Source organism: Mesorhizobium sp. Cs1299R1N3 (genome assembly GCF_037179625.1).
GTDB classification, from domain to species: Bacteria; Pseudomonadota; Alphaproteobacteria; order Rhizobiales; family Rhizobiaceae; genus Mesorhizobium; species Mesorhizobium salmacidum.
In genome coordinates, this window is the sequence record NZ_JAPYKQ010000020.1 from 21,311 (window position 1) to 43,118 (window position 21,808).

A 21,808-nucleotide genomic window follows, 5' to 3' on the forward strand; every position below is an offset into this window, starting at 1 on the left:
GAGGTCGGAGAATTGTCATGGTCCACGCACAGCTCGCACGATCGAAAGTGGTTTCAGGCTTTGTCGATAGCCTGCAGGAGCCGCGCACACCTTATATCTCACCGAAGCGCCTGTCACAGGCGCTGGGCGTGAAGGTTGCCAATTTGGCGCAGTTGACCGGCGTCCACCGCAACACACTCCGTAACCCGTCGTCGGAGCGCCTGCAGGGCAGGATGCGCGAGATGGTGAAGGTGATTTCGGCCGCGACGGAACTCACCGGCGACGTCAACAAGGCGATTTTTTGGTATCGCAACGAACCGATTGCCGACTATGGCCATCGCACGGCGGCCGAGCTCGTCGCGGACGGCCAGGTCGAGGCGGTGCTGGCTTTTATCCGGGATCTCGAGAACGGGGCGCGCGGGTGAAGATCACCCGCATCGGTCCAGACGAAATCTTCCATCGCTATCTGACTCCCAAATGGGCTTTCCTGCCCATCAGCGGTGCGGGCGCGGCGATCGATGGCGGGCGCTTCAATCGGCCAGGTGTCGAGGCGCGCTCTATCTGTCCCGGTCGACCCAGACAGCGCTCGATGAATACAGGCAGGGCGCCAGCATTGTTCCGCCAGCCACCCTCGCCGCTTACAAGATCACGCTTGCCGAAGTTGCCGATCTGTCGCAGGGATTCGACCCGGACATCTGGGACGACGCCTGGAAGGAATGGGATTGTGCCTGGCGCCACATCGCTCGCATCGACAAGAAAATCCCGCCATCGTGGAAACTTGCGGACATGGTCATCACGACCGGGCTGCGCGGTATTCTGTTCCCGTCGCTGCGTCATGCCGGCGGCACCAACCTGGCGATCTTTCCGGCCAGTCTTGTCGACGGCGATCATGTCACGGTCCATGATCCCGAACAACGGCTACCGCACGACCAGTCGTCCTGGTCCTGAGTCATCGACTCGCTCTGTGGTCGCAACGCAACCATGCTCCCCCTTACGGCACCTGGTCCTCAACGACATCGTCCTCGCCCTCCCCGTCACCCAACCCGGCCGGAATATCGCCGGCCAGCAGCTTCTCTTTACTCAGCAGTCCGGCATCCTCGAGCGCCTCGAAATCCGGCAGCTGGCGCAGCGTGTCGAGCCCGAACTGCGACAGGAAATTCTTGGTCGTCACATAGGTGTAGGGCGCGCCCGGCTGCGGCGAGCGTGGACCCGACGCGATCAGCTCCTGCCCCCGCAGCACGCCGATCAGGTCGCGCGACACCTCCTTGCCGAAGAAGGAAGAGAGCTCACCCCGGGTGGGGTCGGCACAAGATTTGCTTTCCCAGACACGCTAAGGTCGAACGAAGCACGAACATCTGTTTGTCCTCTGGATAAGATTGCCAACTCGATTGCGATCGCTCTTGCAGCAACCATAGGCTCGGCTCCTTCATAGCGAGGAGCGAACGAATGGGCCGTAGAAGGCTGGTCAATGCGGCTGAGGCAAAGGTTCTTTTTGGTCTCCAGGCTGACGAGGATAGTCTGCTCCGGCACTACACTCTCGATCCAGTTGACGGGTTGGAATGTGAGGTGCGTCGCCGCCGCATAATAAACTGGGCTTCGCCATCCAGCTTTGCGTCATGCGGCATACAGGGCGTCTCCTGGGAGAAGACGAGCAGCCTCATGCGGCGGTCATCCGCTACTTGGCCGACCAGCTCGGCGTAGACTCGTGTGATTACGCCATCTACGCGCGTCGGGTGCAGACACGTTTCGAGCACAGCCGTTTCCTGACCGAACATCTCAGCCTGCACATAGCCAACAAGAACGACCGGCGTGCAGCACTTCTGGCTGCTATCGACGCATCGGCTGCCGGGGACAAGGGGCACCCGATCGTTACGGCCGTGATATCTACGTTTCGGCAGCGCGGGGCGCTGCTTCCTTCTCAGGCGGCGATCGAGACGATCGGATTGGCAGGTCGCGCCATCGCACGCCGACGCGCAGAAATCACACTCCTCGAAGATATCGCCGCCGAGAAGTTGGAAGCGCTCGACGCTCTGCTCCACGTCGATCCGGCTGTTGGTCAAACGCGATTCCATTGGCTGCGATCAGCGCCAGACGCGCCCTGTGCTTCGAACCTAATTGGACTGACCGAACGGATCGCCTTCCTGCACACGCTCGAAATCGATCCTCAATTGCAGGCGCGTATTTCATCTGGACGCTGGGATCAGATCATTCGGGAGGGCGATGCCACTCCTGCGTGGCTCGCCACAGATTTCGGCGCAAATCGCCGGCGTGCGACGATCGTGGCGCAGATCATCAAGCTCGGTCAGAAGCTCACCGACGATGCCGTAACGATGTTCATCAAGCTGATGGGTCGGTTGTTCTCGCAAGCCAACAATCGCAAGAAACAGCGGCACATGGACGCTCGGCCGGAGACCTCTAAGGTTCTTCGGATGTTCCTCGATACGATATCCGCCCTCCAGGCGGCGAATGACAATGGCGATGATGCGATCGAGACACTCGACCGCGAAGTTGGCTGGCCTCGACTGCTTCGGATGAAGCCCGAGCTTGCCGCTATGGTAGAAGACAACGAGGCTTCACCCTTGGCTTTAGCAGCCGAGCAGTATGCGACCGTCCACAAATATGCAGGTGCGTTCCTGCAGGCGTTCACATTCCGCTCGGCCCGCCGACACGATCCACTTCTTGCGGCGGTCGGTGTGCTGAAACGCCTCTACTCGGAGAGGCGCCGGACACTCCCGGAGCGCGTCCCGATCACGCACCTGAGCCAAGCCGATCGGAAACTCATCTTCGGACAGGGAAAGCCCGATCGCCGTCTTTATGAAATTGCAACACTCGCCGCATTGCGAGACAGGCTTCGTTCGGCCGATGTCTGGGTCGACGGCAGCCCGATCGACGAGCACCTCATGCCTCGACCAACCTTCACTGCGATGAAGGAAGAAGACCGACTTGGCCTTGGCGTGCAAGCTGATGGAGCGGCCTGGTTGGCTGAAGCTCGTCAAATGCTGGACTTCAACCTCAAACGCCTTGCCTATCGGGCACGAACCGGAAAGCTCGAAGGTGTTCGTCTTGAAGGCGAAACGCTGATCGTCACGCCGACCATCGGCGAGGTGCCTTCTGCTGCAGATCCGTGCAAGGCGCGGCAGATCATTTCTGTCGTTCGCGCCGCCGAAAGCCATGTTGATTTCCCAATTTCCGCAATCGCATAACCTACGGCAAGAGAGAGTCGCATCAAAGGCCGGTGTTCATCCAAATTTCGCTGCATGGGACGAGTGCCGGATTCCATCATAGCGCAATCAATCGAGTTCGCTGCTCCTGTGTGAACGTCGCCGAAAGTTAAACTACGCTTCCTCGATAGTGGGTCCCACGATGTAGCGGTCTCCCGCTACCAAAATCCATTAAACTTTGCCGCGTGCGACAAAGCGGCGCCAGCCGCCGAATGAGGAGATGTCGGAGGCACCGTCCAGGCCCGCGCTTTCGACCAGAAAACCCTTGGCGGGGGTGCCGTCGTCGAGTTCGACCGTGCCGATGCCGAGCGGAGCCGGAATAGCGGCGACGAAACGGCCGAAAGCCTCAGGCCCAAGCCGCCAGACCTCGACGTCGATCCGCATGCCGCCATCGGCAACGCGGATCAGGCCGGGCTTGGGTACGGACTGGCCGGCCAACGCATAGAGCTTGTAAGCGGCGGCGGTCCTGGTCGCGCGCAGGAATTGCGCGCCGAGCTGGTTGAGCTGGCCGTTGAGCGGCATGCCCGAAAGGTGCGCGCCGACCACCACCAGGTCGATCATGCCGTCGCATGGCGGCACGGCGGCGGGCCGCGGGCCGGGCTGCGGCCAACCCGTTGTGCCGAGCGGCAGGCCGCTCCGCGCATGCAGGTCGCGGGCGAGCATCGCCGTCAGCGCATCGCGGCCGGCCGGCGCCAGCAAGGTGACGCTCATCGGCAGGCCGTCGCCGCGCCTGCCTGTCGGCACGGCGACGCCGCACATATCGAGCAAGTTGACGAAGTTGGTGTAAGTGCCAAGCCGGCTGTTGGTCGCGACCGGATCGGCAAGCACCGCGGCTGTGGTGTAGTGCGTAGGCGCGGTCGGCACGCAGAAGAGGTCGACCGAGGCGACGACCGGGGCGAGCTTCGCCTTGTAGGCCTGCAAGGCATAGAGGCCGCGAAAGGCGTCGGCCGCCGAAAGACTTCTGGCGCCGCCGATGATCTTGCGCGTCACCGGATGCATGGCGGCCTCTTTGGCGTCCATGAAGTCGCTGATCGCCGCGTAGCGCTCGGCGACCCAGGCGCCTTCGTAGAGAAGATTGGCGGTGGCGTAGAAATCGCCGAACGGAATTTCGACCAGCCGGCAGCCAAGCGTTTCCAGAAGGCCAAGTGCTGCCTCGAAGCCGGCCTGCATCGAAGCGTCGCCGAAGAACTTCAGGTCGCTTTTCGCCGGCACCCCCACGTTCAGCACGGGCGGCCGGGCGGCAAGCGCCGGCACCTTGATCGCGCGCGAATAGGCGTCGGCCGGATCCTCGGCCGCCGCGACGCCGAACACCGTATAGGCATCTTCGACGGTGAGTGCGAACACGGAGACGCAGTCAAGTGTGCGGCAGGCTGGCACCACGCCGGCGGCCGAGAGCGCACCGACAGTCGGCTTCAGCCCGACGATATTGTTGAGGCCGGCGGGGATGCGGCCGGACCCAGCCGTGTCGGTGCCGAGCGCGAAGGAGACGATGCCACGCGCCGTCGCCACCGCTGACCCTGAGGACGAGCCGCCAGGCACAAGGCTGGCATCGACAGCGTTCCTCGGGATCGGGTAAGGCGTGCGAACGCCGACCAGTCCGGTGGCGAACTGGTCGAGATTGGTCTTGCCGACGACCAGCGCGCCGGCCGCCTTCAGCCGCGCCACGACAGTAGCGTCCGTCTCCGGCACATAGGCGTATTCGGCGCAGGCTGCTGTGGTCGGCATGCCGGCGACATCGATATTGTCCTTGACCGCGAACGGGACGCCCCACAGCGGTTTGGTCGCTGGATCGAACGGTCCGAGCTCTTGTGCCTGCGCCAGCATGTCCGTCTTCCCGGGCAGATGGATGAAGATGCCGGGATCGTCAGCCGCCACGATGCGGGCATGCACGGCATCGATCATATCCGCGACGGTCACGCCGCTGGCATAGGCCGCGTGCAGACTGACGATATCGAAGCGGATCTCGCTCATGTGGCCTCCCCCAGAATAATTACCGGCAGGTCCCACTGGATCAGCACGACGCAGCCGTCCTTGGTCCACACCGAGTGCTCGGTCCCGACCGGGTTCAGGATGACGCTGCCCCTGGGATAATCGCCGTTCTCGTCGCTCTGCGTGCCCTCGAGCACGACGATGGTTTCCAGCCCGACGTGGCGGTGGCGCGGCACGCCGGCGCCGGCCCGGTAGTCGAGGATCGCCACCGACGGCTCGACCGGTCCGCCCTTGAGCAGCCAATGCACCGTGATGCCGTCGCGAAATGGCTCGAACGCCAGCTCGCGCCAGCCGCCACCGACGAGACCGGCAAAACTCAGATTAGCCATTCGCGATTCCCCGCAGCACCTGGTCAGTCATCGCCGTCCAGCCGACGATGGCGCCTTGGGCACGGATCATCGCGATGGCCGCCGCCTTGAACTCGGGGAAATAGCTTTCCGTCGCATCTTCGGCGAGCAGGCACTCATAGCCGCGATCATTGGCCTCGCGCATCGTCGTCTGCACGCAGACCTCGGTGGTGACGCCGGCGAAAACCAGTTGCTGTGCGCCAAGCCGCTTCAGCTCGTCACCGAAGCTCGTCGCATAGAAGGCGCCCTTGCCCGGCTTCTCGATGACGATCTCGCCGGGCAGCGGCGCCAACTCGCCGAGGATCGCCGTTCCCGGTTCGCCTGATATCAGCACGCGGCCCATCGGTCCGACATCGCCGATACGGATCGACGGATTGCCGCGGTTGCGCTTGGCCGGCGGCAGGTCGGAGAGGTCGGCGCGGTGGCACTCCATCGTGTGGATCACAGGCAGGCCGGCGGCGCGGAACCCCTCGATCAGCTTCTTCACTGTCGGCACGATCGCGGCGATGCGGCTGATATCGTTGCCGAGGCTGGCGCCAAAGCCGCCGGGCTCGGCAAAATCGCGCTGCATGTCGATGACGACCAGCGCCATCGTGTCGGGCTTGAACGCAAAGGCGAACGGCTGCGCGTCGATTTCCGCCATCAATGATGTCCCGCCATATGCTCGCCGATGGTCTGCACGCTCGCCCGGCCGATCGGCGTCTCATAGACCAGCGCGCCATCCGACATGACGAAAATGCGGTCGGACAATTCCAAGAGCTCGTCGAGGTCTTCCGACATCAACAGCACGGCCGCACCCGCGTTGCGCGCCTTCATGATGCGGGCGCGGATTTCGGCCACCGCCGAGAAATCGAGGCCGAAGCAGGGGTTGGAGACGATCAGCAGGTCGACGTCGCCGGTCAGTTCGCGGGCCAGCACCGCGCGCTGCACATTGCCGCCCGACAGCGAGGCGATGGGCGAGGACAGCGAGGCGGTCTTGACCTTGAACTGCTCGACCAGGCGAGCGCTGAAGGCGCGAATGGCGCCGGTGCTGATCCAGTTCACCCGCCTGCCATTGCCGTCCATGTCGAAGGTGCGGAAGGAGATGTTCTCGGCCACCGTCATTTTCGGCGCACAGGCATTCTTCAGCGGCTCTTCGGGAATGAGCCGCACATTGAGCGCCCGCGCCTCGGCACGCGTCGCGGCATAGGCGGCACCGCGCACCAACACCTCGCCGGCGTCACGCGGACGCTGGCCGGCAAGCACTTCCAGAAACTCCTTCTGGCCGTTTCCGGAAATGCCGGCGATGCCGACGATCTCGCCGGAGCGCACGCCGAGATCCTCTATGCTGATCGACTTCAGCCCGGTTCGATCCGGCGCCTTCAGCGATTTGACCTTGAGCACGATCTCGGCATCGGGTTTCGGCGTCGCGCGGCTGTCAAGCGCGACGATCGGCTGGTCGCCGATCATCATCGCCGCCATCGCCTTGTGGTCGAGGTCGGCGACGCGGCCAGTTCCCGTCAGCTTGCCCTTGCGCAACACGCTGACATCGTCGGCGAATGCCGTGACCTCATGGAATTTGTGCGAGATCATCAGCACTGTGAGGTCGCCGGCCTTGGTCATGTCGCGCACCAGCCCCAGCACCTCCTGCGCTTCGCCCGGCGTCAGCACCGATGTCGGCTCGTCCAGCACCAGGAAGGAGCGGCCGAGATAGAGCTGTTTGATGATTTCGAGCTTCTGCTTCTCGCCGGCGGCAAGCTCCGCCACCTTGACGTCGAGCGGCAGCTTGAACGGCATGCGCTCCATGAACACGGCAAGATCGCCCCGCTCCTTGCGCCAGTCGATGATGCCGGGCACCTTTTCCCGCGAGATGACAAGGTTCTCCGCTCCGGTCAGCGACGGCACCAGCGTGAAGTGCTGGTAGACCATGCCGAGCCCGAGCGCCGAGGCATCCCTGGGGCTGGTAATCTTGACCTCCCGGCCATCGACCAGCATGTCGCCGGAGGTCGGGTGATAAAAACCCATCATGCATTTGACCAAGGTCGACTTGCCGGCGCCGTTCTCGCCGAGCAGCGCGTGGAACGAGCCTGCCGGCACCTTCACCGATACGGCGTCCAGCGCCGTGAAGGCACCGAAGCGCATGCTCATGCCGATGGTTTCGACGCCGACGGCTTTTCTGACGCTGTCACTCATAGCGCCCTCCTCACGGCAGCTGCGCGACGAGCGCCTTCGAATTCGACACCGTGCCGAAGACGCCGCCCTGCATCTTGATCATCTTGATCGCCGCCAGATGGTTGCCGTGGTCGGTGGCCCCGCAGCAATCCTCCAGCATCATGCATTCATAGCCGCGGTCGTTGGCCTCGCGCATGGTGGTGTGGACGCAGACATCCGTGGTGATGCCGGTGAGCACGATGTTCTCGATGCCGCGCTGGTTGAGGATCAGCTCAAGATCGGTGGCGCAGAACGAGCCCTTGCCCGGCTTGTCGATGATCGGCTCGCCCTCGATCGGGTAGAGGTCGGGGATGATGTCCCAGCCCGGCTCGCCGCGCACCAGGATGCGCCCGCACGGACCTGGGTCGCCGATGCCGGCATTGATGCGGCGCGAGCGCCAGCGCTTGTTGGCCGGCAGGTCGGCGAGATCGGGCCGATGCCCCTCGCGCGTGTGGATGATGGTGTAGCCCTTGCCCCGCATCACCGAGAGCACGGCCTTGATTGGTTCGATCGGAGCCCGCACCAGCGACAGGTCGTAGCCCATGTGGTCGACATAGCCGCCCGGCCCGCAGAAATCGGTCTGCATGTCGATGATGATCAGCGCCGTGTTGTCGGGCCGCAGATCGCCATTGTAGGGCCACGGATAAGGCTCTGCGTCGATCGTGTGCTGGGTGATTTCGGCTCTGGCGTTCACAGGCAAAACTCCAGTCATTTGGTGATCGACAATTCGCCTGGCGCGCCGGCGAGCGAGCGTGTCGGCGACGCGGTGGCGATCATGATGATGAGGGTGAGGATGTAGGGGGCGGCATAGAACAGATAGTAGCCCTGCGTCACGCCGACTGATTGCAGCGCCGGGCCGAGCGCGCCTGCCCCGCCGAACAGAAGGGCGGCGGCAAAACAGCCGAGCGGGTTCCAGCGCGCGAAGATGACCAGCGCCACCGCCATCAAGCCCTGGCCCGACGAGATGCGTTCTGTCCAACTGCCGGGATAGTAGAGCGACAGATAGGCCCCACCGATGCCGGCCAGTGCACCGCCGACCCCGGTGGCCAGCAGCCGCACCGTATTGGGGTTGAGGCCCATGGCGCGAGCAGCATCCGAACTGTCGCCGACGACGCGCACGATGAGGCCGGCGCGGGTGTTGCGGAACGCCCACCACAGGACGACCGACAGCACGGCCCCGATGAGGAACAGCACGTTGACGTCGAGCGCTGCCTGCACCTGCGGGACGTCGGACCAGCCGCCGAAGGGAATGGCAGGCAGGTTGGGCGCCTTCGGCTTGATGAACGGTTTGCCGAAGAAGAAGGCGAGACCCGAGCCGAACAGCATCAGTGCAATGCCGATGGCGATGTCGTTGACCTTCGGAAATTTGCAGATCCAGCCATGGAACAGGCCGAAGCAGAGGCCGGCGCCGGCGGCGGCGACGAGGCCGAGCCAGGGCGAGCCGGTCATCACCGCGACCGCATAGGCCGTCATGGCGCCGAAGACGAGCGTGCCTTCGAGCCCGAGATTGATGCGGCCGGAACGCTCGGTGATCGCCTCGCCCAGCGAGACGAAGATGAAGGGCGTCGACACGCGGATGGCGCCGCCGAGGATGGCGAGCGGCACGCCCCAGAGTCCGATCTCGGTCGCGTCCATCAGGCAGTCCCCCTCGGGAGATCGGGCCTCGTCCAGAGATCGGGATTGAAGGCCTTGAAGCGGCCGTAGAAGGTTTCGCTGAACAGGATGACGATGAAGATCATGCCCTGCAGCACCAGCACGGTGGCGTCGGGCAGGTCCATGCGGCGCTGGATCAGCCCGCCCGAGGCATCGATGCCGCCAAGCAGGATGGCGACCGGGATGATGGCCAGCGGATTGTGGCGGGCGAGGAAGGCGACGAGGATGCCGGTGTAACCATAGCCGGCGGCGAGCGAAGCGTTGGCGCTGCCCTGCACGGCGGCGACCTCCAGCATGCCGGCGAGCCCGGCAAAGCCGCCGGCGAGTGCCGTGAAACCGACGATGAGCGGCCCAACGGCCAGCCCCTGCACTTGCGCTGCCCGCACATTGCCGCCGGCGATGCGCGCGGCAAAGCCCCAGCGCGTCTTTTCGATGAGCACCCAGGAGAGGAGGCAGGCGACGACGCCCACAATCAGTCCCCAATGCACATCCATGCCCGGAATGTTGCCGATGCGGTAGATGTCCGCCAGCGGCTGGGTCGACGGCTTGTTGAGCGAGGCCGGATCGCGAAGCGGCCCCTCCACCAACTGGTTCATCAGCGCGATGGCGATATAGGCCATCAGCAGGCTGGAGATCGTTTCGTTGACCGCCCGGTAGTGGCGCAGCGCGCCGACGGCACCGATCCAGATGCCGCCGGCGGCCATGCCCGCCACGCCCATGGCAAGAATGACGATGAAGGAAGGCGCGCCGCTGAGCGCCACGCCGATGGCAGCGGCGGCGACGCCGCCGAGCACGATAGCGCCCTCGCCGCCGATGACAACGAGCCCGAGCCGCGCCGGCAATGCCACGCAAAGCGCCGCCAGCAACAGCGGTGCGGCCCGCGAAAGCGAGTTCTGGATGGAGAACCACGAGCCGAAGCCGCCCCGCCACATGGTCTCGTAGAGCAGGACCGGCGACTTGCCGACCAGGGCGATGAACAGGCTGAACAGCGCCATGCCGACGATCAGCGCCGCGAGCGGAATGACAAACGTCTCTGCCCGCCGCGCCATCCATTCCAGCGCCGCCGGATAGCCCCTGGCGCCGAATAGTGCCGGCATGCCGGCCCCTGTCACCGTATCCGTCATCGCCCCGTTCCCCTCAGATCAGGCGGTCGAGCCGACGACGCCCTCGACCAGATAGTCCATGCTTTCGAGTTCGATGGCGGCCTCCGGGAACGCCTGGCCCGCGGTGGCGACCACAGCCCCTTTGTTGCTCTTCAGCGGTCCCTTGATGACGGCGAAGCCGCCCTTCATCATTTCGGCCAGCGTGGCGTCGAACTGCTTGCGCGCGGGCTCGCCGACGGCGGGGCCGAGCGGGCTCATCTTGACGAAACCGTCAGCCAACCCGCCGCGCGTGAAGTTGGGCAGCGGCGTGCCGGCGACGAGGTCGGCGACGAACATCTTATAGACCTTGGCCCAGTTCCACTCGGCCCCGGTCAGGTATTTCTCGGGCGCCAGCGGGCTCTGGTTGGCGTGATAACCGCAGACAAAGGCGCCGCGCCCGGCGGCCGTCTCGACCACCACTTTCGGGCTGTCGACATGGCAGGTGATGACGTCGGCGCCCTGGTCGACCAGCGCGTTGGTGGCTTCCGCTTCCTTGACCGCCAGCGACCATTCGCCGGTGAAGATGACCTGGCAAGTGATGGACGGATCGACCGAGCGTGCGCCGAGCAGGAAGGAGTTGATGTTGAGCAACACCTGCGGGATCGGCTTAGCCGCGACGAAGCCGAGCTTCTTGGTCTTCGAGGTGTGGCCTGCGACCACGCCGTTGAGATACTGGCCCATGCCGATATAACCGAAATACGAGCCGGCATTCATCGGGTGCTTGGCCTTGTCCCACATGCCGCCGCAATGGCGGAACTGCACGTCGGGGAACTTCTTGCACATGGCCAGCATGTGGGGGTCGAAGTAGCCGAACGAGGTCGGGAAGACCAGCGAGGCGCCGTCGAGGTTGATCATCGATTCCATCGTCTTCTGGACATCGACCGTCTCCGGCACGTTCTCCTCCTCGACGACGGTGATACCCTGGATGCCCTTCAGCGCTGCGGCACCCTCGGCATGCGCCTGGTTGTAGCCGTAGTCGTCCTTCGGCCCGACATAGACGAAGCCGACGGTGGTGGCGGCGGCGAATGCCTTGCTGATGGGAAAGGCCGCGGAAGCAAGCCCTAAGGCTGCTCCAGCGGCGGAGGTCTTGAGCAACTGGCGACGGCTAAGCATGAATCTGTCGGTCATCTCTTATGCTCCCCTGCAGGACCCTTTCCGGGTCGGTTAACGCCTTCTCAAGAAAGTGCATGCAATCGCTGTGCCAATTCGATCGGCTAAATTTCATAAAGAAAATCAATGATCCTCGTGAGGCAGCATGCACAAGCGAAAGGCAATTGCATGCACTTTTTGCCTTGAAAACAGACAATTTGACAGGCAGATTAAAACATAGGCATAGAGGGTGCGGCCGAGTCGGGGTCGTGCCGTTCGGCCGCAGGATTTCAGGGACCTGGAACACCGAAGCACGGGAGGCGAAGCAGTTTTGTCGGGAAAGCGCAGCTTGATCCGGACGGGCACGACGGTCGATCAGATGGTGAGGGCGATCGGCGACCGCATCGTCACCGGCGTGCTGCGTCCCGGCGAAAAACTCGACGAGGTCTCGCTTGCCGCCCGCTTCGAGGTTTCACGCACGCCGGTGCGCGAGGCGCTTGGCCAACTCAGCGCCATGGGCCTCGTCGAGCGGCGGCCCAACCGGGGCGCCATCGTCGCCGTCGTCACGCAGGAGCACCTCGCCTCGATGTTCGAGAGCATGGCCGAGCTGGAAGGCATATGCGCGCGCTTCTGCGCCGAGCGAATGACCGGCAGCGAGCGCCGCGCGCTCGAGACCGAGCATCAGGCCTCGGCGCGGCTGGTACGGCTGGGTGCCGAGGAAGACTATGAGTACTTCAACACCGAGTTCCACAGCCGACTCTATCGCGGTGCCCACAGCACGCACATCTACGAGTTGACCGCGATGACGCGCAGCCGGCTTGCCCCCTTTCGCCGCGCCCAGTTCAGGCTGGCCGGACGCTTGGCGAAATCCTGGCAGGAGCACGACGCCATCGTCACCGCGATCCTGCGTGGCGATGGCCCTGCCGCGGGCAAGGCCGCCATGGAACACGTGTCTATCGTCAGTGAAGCGAGCGCCGTGTTTGTCGTTGACGACCACGCGCGAGCCGCGCCGCTACACCCTTGGTCTAGCTGACATTGCGGTGAGACGGCGATGAGCGCGGCCGCTTCTGTCGTGCGAGATGCCGGCCGGCTTGCATTCAGACATGGCCAGCGTCTTGTGGAGGGGATGACGCTGGTCGATAAGCAATCAGCTTGTTCGGAGCGGATCGCTCAAGACTTTCGTCACCCCCACCCAAAATCAGCGCACCGTGCTCGGCACCGGCGTGTTGAGAAGCTGCTGCTCCCAAAGATAGGCGATGCCGCTGCCGCCGAAGTGCTGGATGAGAATCTCGGTCAGCTCCTCGACATGCTCGGTGCGCGCCCAATCGCGTTGCCATTCGCCAGCGAGCGCCATCACGGTCATCACGTTCGCGCCGGCTGCGATCATTCGCTGGATGGCAACTTCGTGAGACTCCTTCGAAATCCCGCCCGACGCGTCGGTGATCACAGTCACGTCCCAGCCTTCGCCGGCGGCCTGGATCACAGGCATTGCGACGCAGACCTCGGTCCACAGGCCGGCGATGATCAGCTGCTTGCGGCCGGTCGCCTTGACGACGTTCACCACATTCTCGTCCTGCCAGGTGTTCACCCAGGTGCGATCGATGACTTCCTGGTCCGGAAATACGTCGGTGATCTGCTTAAAAAGCAGTCCACCGCGCGCCGCGATCACGCTGGTGAGAATGGTCGGAACATTGAAGGCTTTTGCAAGCTTCGCCAGCGCGGTCGTGTTGTTGACCACCATATGCGGGTCGTGGCTGTTCAGGTTTGCGAGCTGATAAGGCTGATGGTCGATCAGAACGAGGACCGAATCTTCGGGGCGAAGAAGCGAATCGAGGCCGTTACGAGGGGTCATCAAGACTTCCTTTCTCTGCCGCCATCGACGGCATTGGGTTCACGGGAGACATGCGCCAGCGGGCGACGTTGCCTGGACGCAATTTGCTGTTCCTCTTGGTGATGCGGTAGTGCCATAATCAGGCAAGCTGTGTCGCGAAATGAGGAACGCCAAGTTGGACATCGAGGATCTGCAGACATTCGTCGCTGTGGCGGACGCAGGAGGCGTATCGGCCGCCGCGCGCCGGCTCGGCGTCTCCAAGTCAATCGTCAGTCGGCGACTCTTTCGGGTTGAAGCTGAGCTTGGCGTCCAGCTTCTTGCGCGAACGACCCGCGGCGCCGCGCTTACAGAAGCGGGAATGACGTTCAGAGACCATGCTGCCCGGGCAAGCGCCGAGATCGATACGGCCAAGGAAGCGATCCTCCCCACCGGTGAGCTGCGCGGCCGCCTGCGGGTTGCCATGCCGCTCTCTTTCGGGCCGACCCACTTCGCTCCCGTGCTTGCGGAAATGGCGCAACACCACCCGCAGCTCCACATCCACACCTCCTACAGCGATCGCTTCGTCGATCTGATCGCCGAAGGTTTCGATTGCGCGATTCGGGTCGGGTACCTTCAGGACTCCAACTTGATCGCGAAGCGCATCGGGCCGATCTATGGAAAGCTTGTCGCAAGCCCGGATTATATCAAAGCGCACGGTTCACCTCAGACGGTGGAACAGCTCGTCAACCATCAAGCCCTCATGCAAGGAACGGAAGCCTGGCAGTTCATGGATGGCGACAAGATCGTCACGGTTCAGCCGCAGGGCAGGTTCAAAGCCGACAACGCCACGGCGCTTGCCGTTGCCGCGGCGGCGGGACTCGGCATCGCCTGGCTCCCCGATTGCATCACATACGAATATGTTGCGTCCGGCGCGCTAGTTCCGGTGATGACACGCTATCCCCCACCTTCTGCAGGCGTTTATGTCGTCCGGCCGCCGGGTAGGCACCCCGCGCGGAAAGTCCGGGTCCTCATCGAAATGCTGATCGAGTACTTCGCACGAAATCCGGACGTTTGGGGTGTCGACCGTTAAACCCGAATGGGGCGAACCATTGCGCTGGAGCGCTCCCTGGGACAGGAAGAGACGTGTTTGTGGGCAATCTATTCGACCAGCGCTATGGCTCCCGATCACGATCGGGTAAGCGCGCCAATGGGCCGGACGCCGCAGGCTTGAACGTTCACGCGGATCACGCTCAACCGAGTAGGCGTTGAGGTCTTGCTGGGCAAATCCGCCGTTCACGACACCTCGTGCCTGTTTGGAAGTTGCTGTCGCTAAGGCAGTGAAGTCTTGCGCCGCTTATCGGTCGTTGCGCAAGTTTGCCACGTCCCGAAGCCGACACCGCCCCCGTCCGCCCCCCTGCTCGCAGCCAGGGCCGGGATTCGCTTTCAGGGTCGATTGATTGCGCGGCCGCCGTCGCGATCGACCTCCTTGGGTACGTATTCGCCCGCATTGACGTCGAAGCCGGTCCAGCCGTCTGCCTCGTACATCCTGCGGCGTTCAGCCAGGTCAACCGATCGGGACTGACCCAAAATTTCCTCGGCATTCGACACGAGTTCGTCGTCCACCTTGGCCGTCACCAAGGTGCCGCCGCGGCGTACACCTTCCGCATAGACGTGCGCATCGCGCTCGGGCACACCCGACTCTGTCAGACCGCCGATAATGCCGCCGGCCGCTCCACCGGCCACGGCACCGGCAACCGCCCCCGCGGCGGTGGCGGCGAGCCATCCGGCCGCGACCACCGGGCCGACACCCGGGATGGCCATGACGCCCAGCCCCGTGAGCAGGCCCCCGGCACCGCCGATCACCGCTCCGATTCCCGCACCGCTGCCCGCGTCTTCGGCGGCCTCGGAACGGTTTGCCTCATACCAGTCATCCGAGTTGTTGGCGACGATGCTGATATTGGAATGTGGAATGCCCGTCGCCTCGAGTTCGCCGACCGCATCGGCCGCGTCGTCATAATTGTCGAACAGTCCGGTTACCGTCTTCATGTGATTTCTCCTGATCCATACTCACTTGCCCGCGGCAACGACGTTGCCCTGGTAGTCGACCCCGACGTTGAGGTTTTCGCCTCCCTTGGCCGCCTGGCCGCGCCAGATGCCCTGGTCGTCCTTGGTAAGCTTCGACACGTTTGAATATCCCGCATTCTCGATACGGCTCTTGGCCTGGGCTTCGGTGAAGCTGTTCGCGCCGGGGACGAGAGCGGCGGCGTTGGGAATATTGTCGGTCTTCACCGCCGGCGTTGTCGGTCCCGTGATCGCATCTTGCCTGGCGGCGATCTTTTCGATCGTCTGCTGGTGCATCTTCAATGTACCAACCGTTCGCTGGGCGAAAGTCTTGAGTGCCGCGTTGTCACCGCCACTGGCATAATTTTCAAACAACTTGACGGCGTCGTCATGCGCCTTGCGCTGCAGGTCGACATAAGCGGGATCGAGCGGCCCCTGCGCATTCTTGAGCTTGTCCACATCGCCCTGGTGCTGGGCATCGAGCGCCGGCGGTACTTTCAGTTTCTGTTCGCCCGCGACCGCTTCCAGCTTGGCGTTGGCGGCGCCGTGGTCCCGGATCATCATCTGGGCGAAATCCTTGATGCCCTGGTCCTGAACCTTGTCCAGGGCAATCCGGCTCGAGTCGACTTCGAACTTGCCGCCGACGGCAGCCTTGTCGACGAAATCCTGGGCGCTGTCGGCAGCGAAGGCAGGCATTGCGAGAACAACGCAAGCAGCTGCGAAGGAGGCGAGAAGATGTCGTGTTTTCATCAGCCTTGTCCTTGTCAGTGAGCGAATTTGTGTTGCGGTACTAACAAGCCAGGATGCGCTTTGTTCCTCCCACCGAGGCGACATGCCGGCGGACCCCGCAGCGCCACAATCCGTGAAGAAGCCATCAGGCGTGGCTGCAAAAAACCGCCGTGGAAACGAGTGATTTCCAGGCGCCGCCATTCCAACGCCAAATACGCTGGAACAAATCGACGGTCGCGGAGTTAGAGAGCGGTCTGCGCGCCTCGTTCTCCTTGGACAGGCTTTTAGAGCAGGTCTTGGAGGGGCAGGTGCGTACAGGCCATTTCAGAAAGCCGATCATCATTCAACCTGGCCGCATAGACCGCGACAGGGTCGTGGTCTCTGTGTCCGATGCCGCTGAAGTGCTGCTGCGGGACTGGCCAAAGCCGAAATCCGAAGTGCGTCTTGCCGCGCTCAGGGCGTGCCTTGCCGTGATGCGTGGCGAAAAGCCTCCAAGGGTCGCAAGACAGGCGTTCATCGTTGCGGCCAAGGACGCCAGGATTCTGCTCGATCAAATTTAGCCATTGCAAACCGCCGCTGCGGATTTGGCAGAGTTTGTTCGAAAGAGAGAGGCTATGGCCAGGATGTCAATCCTACACCTGCCTCTGTCACCATCACGTTGATGGATTGCTGGCACGGAGGATTCCGCAATGCCTCGTCTCATAGCCTGGATAGTGATCGTGGCGGTCGTGATCATCGCGGCTTGGTTGTGGTTCAACGGCCACAAAGCGCAAAACGGGAGCCAACCCGCGCCCCACGCGATAGACCAGAACGGTTAGTTCAATCCTGCTCGGCCGGGCTCGGGGGGTTCTCGATCCTGTATTCGTGGACCATGCCGAGAACCTGATTTCTCACTGTCTCGCGCGCTTCGGGCTGAATGAAAGGCATCAGCCGGTCGACGGTTTCAACGACCGCCTGCGGCAGATCCGCAACTGCGTCGGTAAGCGCACTGCCATGTTCATACATGTTGTCCGTCAGCTTCTTGTCCAGATCGGAAAGGATGCCCATCACCACACTCCATGTCCGTGTTCTCACCCTCTGATAATGGGCAGTCCGGCAGAGATGTTCCGCACAGGACGCCAGCGCCCAGACGGCTGGGACATCGTTTCCGCTGAGCGCGTCACCGCAAGGTCGTCTGGCCCGGGTCGCGTCCTCTGGCTTTCGATGGAATGAGCCTGCCGGCATTGGCACGTAACCCCCTGACGAATTCTTCTAGATAAGGGAGCAATTCGAAAAGCAGGATCACGGCCATCACGCAGACGATATATGTCACCGGCAGCGGCTGCGATTTCCAGGCAATATCAAAGCGCGCGGTTTCCCGTCCTGCCCCGAACAATGCGAGAAACTGTCCCCAATGAAGGGACACGACGCTGACCAGCCCCATCAGCGGGATCATCTCCAGGAAGCTGTGCACATGCTGCTCGACCGGCGTTACCGTGCGCGCCGTGGTGGCATAGCGAACGTCCCACATCGCGGTGGCCTCATGAATGAAGAAGGTGACGATCATGATGGCTATGACCAGGGCGTTCACGTCGAGGAACATGGCGGCAAGCAGCGGTATGCCGACCTCGATGAACATCAGGAGATGGATCAACGATTCCTTGGCGCCGGTCGTCGATTCGATATGCGAAGCGCGATGGCAGAGCCAGTCTGCAAAACCAGCGACCAACCAGACCGGGAGAAGAAAATACATCAGGATCAGAACGGTGGGATCTGACAGCACAACGTCCTCTCGTCCGAGTTCATATGAAGGATAGCGACACTGGTGAGCCAAGCTGCTACTGCAGCGGGTTCGATCACTGCTGCCCCGGCATTTCGGTATTTTCCTTGGGATTTTTCTGGATGCCCGCGGCCGGTGAGGTGTCCGCCGGAGCGTTGCCGCCCTGATTCTGCTCAGGCGCCCGTTTCAGGGGCGAGGTGCGCCAGCCCATGTCAACGTAGTGAAAGCCGATCAGGAACCCGATGATAATGACTGCGGCTATCACCAGTGAGATCACCGCGTTGCGTTGCTCCATCGTGCTGCTCCCTTCCCTTCCCGAACAGCCAATGACCAAAATAGTTCCACAAGCAGGCGCGAACCGATGCCGCGGCACCGGTTGTCGTCCGTACCAGCCTGGCAAGCGCGGCCGAATTGCACCAGCGACGTTCGCTTCACGGACCCGGGAACAATCAAGCAGGGGCGAGGTTTGGTATTGGCATTCGCAAGGACGACCGTCATGGAACCTGCCGTTACCGATCATGTCGAAATCAAGAAATACGACCACCCGACGGGCGGATGGGGATCCCTGTCCTCCTTGATCCGCAAGGCATATGGCGAAGGCCTGCTGATGTCGGGGATATGGAGCACGCTGCTCAAGCAGAACAAGGCAGACGGCTACATGTGCGTTTCCTGCTCATGGGCCAAGCCAGCGGAGCCGCGGCCCTTCGAGTTTTGCGAAAATGGCGCCAAGGCCACCCTGTGGGATCAGACGAAGTTGCGTTGCGGTCCGGACTTCTTCGCACGGCATTCGGTTACCGAACTGCTCGATTGGCCGGATCGCGACCTGGAAAAGCAAGGCAGGCTCACGGATCCGCTGCGCTACAACGCCGTCACCGATCGCTATGAGCCGATTTCCTGGGATGAAGCCTTTGCCGAGATCGGCATGGAACTTCGGCGGCTCGATCCGAAGTCGGTCGTCTTCTACACATCCGGCCGCGCCTCGCTGGAAGCTTCATTCATGTATCAGCTCTTCGCCCGCATCTATGGTTCGTCGAACCTGCCCGATTCTTCCAACATGTGTCACGAATCGACCTCGGTCGGACTTCCCGAGTCGATCGGCTCGCCGGTTGGAACCGTGCAGCTCGAAGACTTTTCCAAATGCGACATGATGTTCTTCTTCGGCCACAACACCGGCGTGACGGCGCCGCGGCTGTTGCACCCGCTGCAGGATGCTCGCCAACGCGACGTGCCGGTGTTCACCTTCAACCCCTTGCCGGAGCGAGGGCTTAAGCGCTTCAAGAATCCGCAGGATCCCGTCGAGATGTTGTCGCCAGGCCCCGGCACCAAGATGTCCAGCGACTTCTTCCAGGTCCGCAGCGGCGGCGACATTGCCGCGATGACCGGCATTGCCAAGGCGGTGCTGGCACTCGACGACGCAGCTCGGGAGAATGGAAATTCGCGCGTCCTCGATGTCGAGTTCCTTGCCGAACACACGCACGGTTTTGCTGAATTCGAAGCCTATTTACGCGCTGCCGAGTGGAAAGACATCGTCACACGGTCGGGCATCGCGCGAGCGGATCTGGAGCATGTGGCTGAAGTCTACGGCCGCTCCAATGCGGTGATCGGCAATTACGGGATGGGCCTGACGCAGCAAAGGCACGGCACCGAGAACGTGCAGATGCTGTGCAATCTGCTGCTGATGCGTGGCAACATCGGAAAACCCGGCGCCGGCATTTCGCCGCTGCGTGGTCACTCCAATGTCCAGGGCCAGCGCACCGTCGGCATATCTGAAAAGCCTGAACTCGTTCCACTCGACAAATTCGCGGAATTCTATGCTTTCGAGCCCCCGCGCGAAAAAGGCCTCGATACCGTCGAGACCTGCGAAGGCGTCATTGCCGGCTCGGTGAAGGGCTTTATCGGCCTGGGCGGTAATTTCGTGCGCGCCGTGCCTGAAACCGGCCTGGTCGAGAAAGCCTGGCGGGGACTTGGCCTGCATGTCGAGATCGCGACCAAGCTCAACCGCAGTCATCTCATCCCCGGGGCGGTAACTTATCTGTTGCCCTGCCTGTCGCGGCTGGAGAGAGACCGGCAGGAAAGCGGTGATCAGACGGTTTCCGTGGAGGATTCCACCGCCTGCATCCATGGCTCCTTCGGATCGCGCCCGCCAGCTTCGCCAAATCTGCTTTCAGAGCCGAAGATCGTCGCCGAGCTGGCCAAGGCTACCGTACCGGGCACGAGCTCGATCCCCTGGGACGAGTGGGTTGCCGACTATTCCCGCATTCGCGATGAGATCGAACGCTGCATCCCTCAGCATTTTCGCCAGTTCAACAAACGGTTCCTGACGCCGGGAGGCTTTCATCGCGACATCAAGGCGTCGAAGCGAATTTGGGAGACGCCGAACAAGAAGGCCAATTTCAAGCTGCCGACGACGCTCGAGACGAATCCCGACATCGATATATCGGGGCGCAAGGTCCTGACGCTGATAACGGTGCGTTCCAATGACCAGTTCAACACAACCGTCTACGGTTATGATGACAGGCTGCGCGGCATCCATGGCACACGCATGGTCTTGCTGATGAACGAGGCCGACATCCAGCGGCTCGGACTGACCGTGGGGCAGCAGATCGATCTCGAAACCCATGCGGATGACGGTGTCGAGCGGCGCGTGCGGGGCTTGCGCGTGACACCCTATTCCGTGCCCGAAGGCAACTGCGCCGGCTATTATCCAGAGCTCAATCCCCTGGTGCCCCTCTGGCATCGCGCCAAGAAAGCCCACGTTCCCGCCGTTAAGTCCGTTCCAGTCAGAATTATTGGCTGAAACCAGACGGGCGTCGCTTCGCATTTCCCGGCGGCGTCACAAACCCGGACAAGCAGCGGGCCCACCTGGACCGGATGGCTCTTAACCGCCAGGCGGCTTGGGCGATGCCGGCTGTGTTGGCTGCGTGCCTTGCTGATCCCCGCCGGTACTGGTCTGTGGTGTCGGATCGGTATCCGTCACCGGATTCTGGTCGACCGGCTGGCTGTTCGTCGTATCCGTCTTGGACTTGACGGGGTCGGCATTGTTGTTGCACGCGGCCAAGGGGAGCAACGCCGATGCCGCACACAGTGTCCACAAGGCTCTCATACTGACTTTTCCCCAATGAGTTCAGGTAAAGCAGCCGACAAGTGACCTATTCGGTCGAACCGCACGGAAAGTCCCTGTTTGACCGCACTTCGGGCCAGCAAATGATCGAGTTCGGTATCTTCGATCGGGCTGCGAACCAGCTGACGGATGGCCTGGCACGCCAGTTCGGTCGAGACAAAATCATACCTCCTGCTTCTGGCGAGAACATATTGTTCGACCAGCATCTTCACGCGCCTGAGCGCGATTTCATCGGCATAGTGCATTTCGTTTCTCCTGCGCGCCGAACTGCCGAACGGGTGGGTTGTTCCCGCCCGAGTTCAAAACACGATCGCTCGGCTGACGGAAAAGCCCGCGCCTCCCGGCAAGGGAGCGCGCGGGCTGATCAGGCTGAGGGGAACCCGATCGTGCAGCGTCAAACAAGGGGAGCGACGACGCCGCACGACACCGAACCTGCATCGACGTCAGTTGTTCCACTTCGCCATCTTTGAGTTGTTCGCCTGAAAGGAAGATCCGCTTTTGGCGAAGTCCAGAACGGCGCGATCGACTGGTCCTTCGTGATCACGCATCCGAGCCGACCTCGAAGCCGGACCCGGTCTCTGCAAGACGTTTGCGGCCGCATGGCTGAGCCATCCACGCGCGCATGAGACACACTCCGTTTTCGCTCGAGCGTTCCGCTGTATAACCCGGTCGCCAATCGAAATGCCGGTCGGCCACGCCGGGCGAGCACGACGCGCCC

Annotated in this window: 21 protein-coding genes and 2 pseudogenes; 7 read left to right on the forward strand and 16 right to left on the reverse strand. The window is 62.6% G+C overall.

The features are described from left to right. The first annotated feature begins 17 nt into the window (after positions 1 to 17). Entirely contained in the window at positions 18 to 404 is a 387-nt protein-coding gene (locus O7B34_RS27905; RefSeq protein ID WP_337149042.1) for a hypothetical protein, read from the forward strand. A 52-nt stretch (positions 405 to 456) separates the two neighbouring features. Continuing rightward, positions 457 to 927 carry an RES family NAD+ phosphorylase gene (locus O7B34_RS27910; RefSeq protein WP_337149043.1) on the forward strand — a complete coding sequence of 157 codons (471 nt, stop codon included), beginning with the start codon at positions 457 to 459 and terminating at the stop codon, positions 925 to 927. 43 nt (positions 928 to 970) lie between these two features. Here the strand turns inward: O7B34_RS27910 and O7B34_RS27915 are convergent. Then, a pseudogene (locus O7B34_RS27915) lies at positions 971 to 1,276 on the reverse strand (SMC-Scp complex subunit ScpB); the annotation flags it as partial. 149 nt (positions 1,277 to 1,425) lie between these two features. Between O7B34_RS27915 and O7B34_RS27920 the strand changes: the two are divergent. Then, positions 1,426 to 3,113 (forward strand): annotated as a pseudogene (locus O7B34_RS27920) (DUF4158 domain-containing protein); the annotation flags it as partial. Positions 3,114 to 3,371: 258 nt separating this feature from the next. On the opposite strand, the gene atzF reads toward O7B34_RS27920, so the two are convergent. Genes atzF through O7B34_RS27960 form a run of 8 tightly spaced genes read right to left on the reverse strand, consistent with a single transcriptional unit; the run spans position 3,372 to position 11,649 of the window. Next, positions 3,372 to 5,171 carry an allophanate hydrolase gene (gene atzF / locus O7B34_RS27925; protein WP_337149044.1) on the reverse strand — a complete coding sequence of 600 codons (1,800 nt, stop codon included), beginning with the start codon at positions 5,169 to 5,171 and terminating at the stop codon, positions 3,372 to 3,374. Further along, positions 5,168 to 5,518 (reverse strand): cupin domain-containing protein, encoded by a 351-nt coding sequence (locus O7B34_RS27930; RefSeq protein ID WP_027144369.1) that lies wholly within the window; start codon positions 5,516 to 5,518, stop codon positions 5,168 to 5,170. The genes atzF and O7B34_RS27930 overlap by 4 nt, the downstream gene beginning before the upstream one ends. Then, positions 5,511 to 6,179: a cysteine hydrolase family protein gene (locus O7B34_RS27935; protein ID WP_337149045.1), complete on the reverse strand. Its 669-nt coding sequence runs from the start codon at positions 6,177 to 6,179 to the stop codon at positions 5,511 to 5,513. Before O7B34_RS27935 ends, O7B34_RS27930 begins: the two co-directional genes overlap by 8 nt. After that, complete coding sequence (locus tag O7B34_RS27940; protein ID WP_337149046.1) at positions 6,179 to 7,708, reverse strand: ABC transporter ATP-binding protein; 1,530 nt, start codon at positions 7,706 to 7,708, stop codon at positions 6,179 to 6,181. Before O7B34_RS27940 ends, O7B34_RS27935 begins: the two co-directional genes overlap by 1 nt. 10 nt (positions 7,709 to 7,718) lie before the next feature. Continuing rightward, positions 7,719 to 8,420, reverse strand: coding sequence for a biuret amidohydrolase (biuH, locus tag O7B34_RS27945; RefSeq protein ID WP_337149047.1), 702 nt, complete (start codon positions 8,418 to 8,420; stop codon positions 7,719 to 7,721). A gap of 14 nt (positions 8,421 to 8,434) precedes the next feature. After that, positions 8,435 to 9,361 carry an ABC transporter permease gene (locus tag O7B34_RS27950; RefSeq protein ID WP_337149048.1) on the reverse strand — a complete coding sequence of 309 codons (927 nt, stop codon included), beginning with the start codon at positions 9,359 to 9,361 and terminating at the stop codon, positions 8,435 to 8,437. Next, positions 9,361 to 10,476 carry an ABC transporter permease gene (locus tag O7B34_RS27955; protein WP_337139019.1) on the reverse strand — a complete coding sequence of 372 codons (1,116 nt, stop codon included), beginning with the start codon at positions 10,474 to 10,476 and terminating at the stop codon, positions 9,361 to 9,363. Before O7B34_RS27955 ends, O7B34_RS27950 begins: the two co-directional genes overlap by 1 nt. A gap of 45 nt (positions 10,477 to 10,521) precedes the next feature. After that, positions 10,522 to 11,649 (reverse strand): BMP family ABC transporter substrate-binding protein, encoded by a 1,128-nt coding sequence (locus O7B34_RS27960; RefSeq protein ID WP_337149050.1) that lies wholly within the window; start codon positions 11,647 to 11,649, stop codon positions 10,522 to 10,524. Between the two features lie 310 nt (positions 11,650 to 11,959). Between O7B34_RS27960 and O7B34_RS27965 the strand changes: the two genes are divergently transcribed. Next, positions 11,960 to 12,643, forward strand: a complete 684-nt coding sequence (locus O7B34_RS27965) for a GntR family transcriptional regulator (RefSeq protein WP_337149052.1) — start codon at positions 11,960 to 11,962, stop codon at positions 12,641 to 12,643. A 165-nt stretch (positions 12,644 to 12,808) separates the two neighbouring features. Here O7B34_RS27965 and O7B34_RS27970 read toward each other — a convergent pair whose 3' ends face one another. Further along, on the reverse strand, positions 12,809 to 13,462 hold the full coding sequence (locus O7B34_RS27970) for a hydrolase (RefSeq protein WP_337149053.1): 654 nt from the start codon (positions 13,460 to 13,462) through the stop codon (positions 12,809 to 12,811). Between the two features lie 154 nt (positions 13,463 to 13,616). Between O7B34_RS27970 and O7B34_RS27975 the strand changes: the two genes are divergently transcribed. Continuing rightward, positions 13,617 to 14,510, forward strand: coding sequence for a LysR family transcriptional regulator (locus O7B34_RS27975; protein WP_337149055.1), 894 nt, complete (start codon positions 13,617 to 13,619; stop codon positions 14,508 to 14,510). A gap of 353 nt (positions 14,511 to 14,863) precedes the next feature. Here O7B34_RS27975 and O7B34_RS27980 read toward each other — a convergent pair whose 3' ends face one another. Continuing rightward, positions 14,864 to 15,466 (reverse strand): general stress protein, encoded by a 603-nt coding sequence (locus O7B34_RS27980; protein ID WP_337149056.1) that lies wholly within the window; start codon positions 15,464 to 15,466, stop codon positions 14,864 to 14,866. Between the two features lie 21 nt (positions 15,467 to 15,487). Then, a complete protein-coding gene (locus tag O7B34_RS27985; protein WP_337149057.1) occupies positions 15,488 to 16,231 on the reverse strand; it encodes a DUF4142 domain-containing protein in 744 nt (247 codons plus the stop codon). Positions 16,232 to 16,380: 149 nt separating this feature from the next. On the opposite strand from O7B34_RS27985, the gene O7B34_RS27990 reads away from it, so the two are divergent. Next, positions 16,381 to 16,770 carry a DUF982 domain-containing protein gene (locus tag O7B34_RS27990; RefSeq protein WP_337149058.1) on the forward strand — a complete coding sequence of 130 codons (390 nt, stop codon included), beginning with the start codon at positions 16,381 to 16,383 and terminating at the stop codon, positions 16,768 to 16,770. A 259-nt stretch (positions 16,771 to 17,029) separates the two neighbouring features. On the opposite strand, the gene O7B34_RS27995 is transcribed toward O7B34_RS27990, so the two are convergent. From O7B34_RS27995 to O7B34_RS28005, 3 genes are all read right to left on the reverse strand, one after another. Continuing rightward, entirely contained in the window at positions 17,030 to 17,257 is a 228-nt protein-coding gene (locus tag O7B34_RS27995; protein WP_337138533.1) for a hypothetical protein, read from the reverse strand. Between the two features lie 112 nt (positions 17,258 to 17,369). Further along, positions 17,370 to 17,972 (reverse strand): diguanylate cyclase, encoded by a 603-nt coding sequence (locus O7B34_RS28000; RefSeq protein ID WP_337149059.1) that lies wholly within the window; start codon positions 17,970 to 17,972, stop codon positions 17,370 to 17,372. A gap of 73 nt (positions 17,973 to 18,045) precedes the next feature. Further along, entirely contained in the window at positions 18,046 to 18,264 is a 219-nt protein-coding gene (locus tag O7B34_RS28005; protein ID WP_337149060.1) for a hypothetical protein, read from the reverse strand. Positions 18,265 to 18,465: 201 nt separating this feature from the next. Between O7B34_RS28005 and O7B34_RS28010 the strand changes: the two genes are divergently transcribed. Further along, positions 18,466 to 20,766 carry an FdhF/YdeP family oxidoreductase gene (locus O7B34_RS28010; protein WP_337149061.1) on the forward strand — a complete coding sequence of 767 codons (2,301 nt, stop codon included), beginning with the start codon at positions 18,466 to 18,468 and terminating at the stop codon, positions 20,764 to 20,766. Positions 20,767 to 21,068: 302 nt separating this feature from the next. Here O7B34_RS28010 and O7B34_RS28015 read toward each other — a convergent pair whose 3' ends face one another. Continuing rightward, positions 21,069 to 21,335: a hypothetical protein gene (locus O7B34_RS28015; RefSeq protein WP_337149062.1), complete on the reverse strand. Its 267-nt coding sequence runs from the start codon at positions 21,333 to 21,335 to the stop codon at positions 21,069 to 21,071. Positions 21,336 to 21,808: the final 473 nt, after the last annotated feature.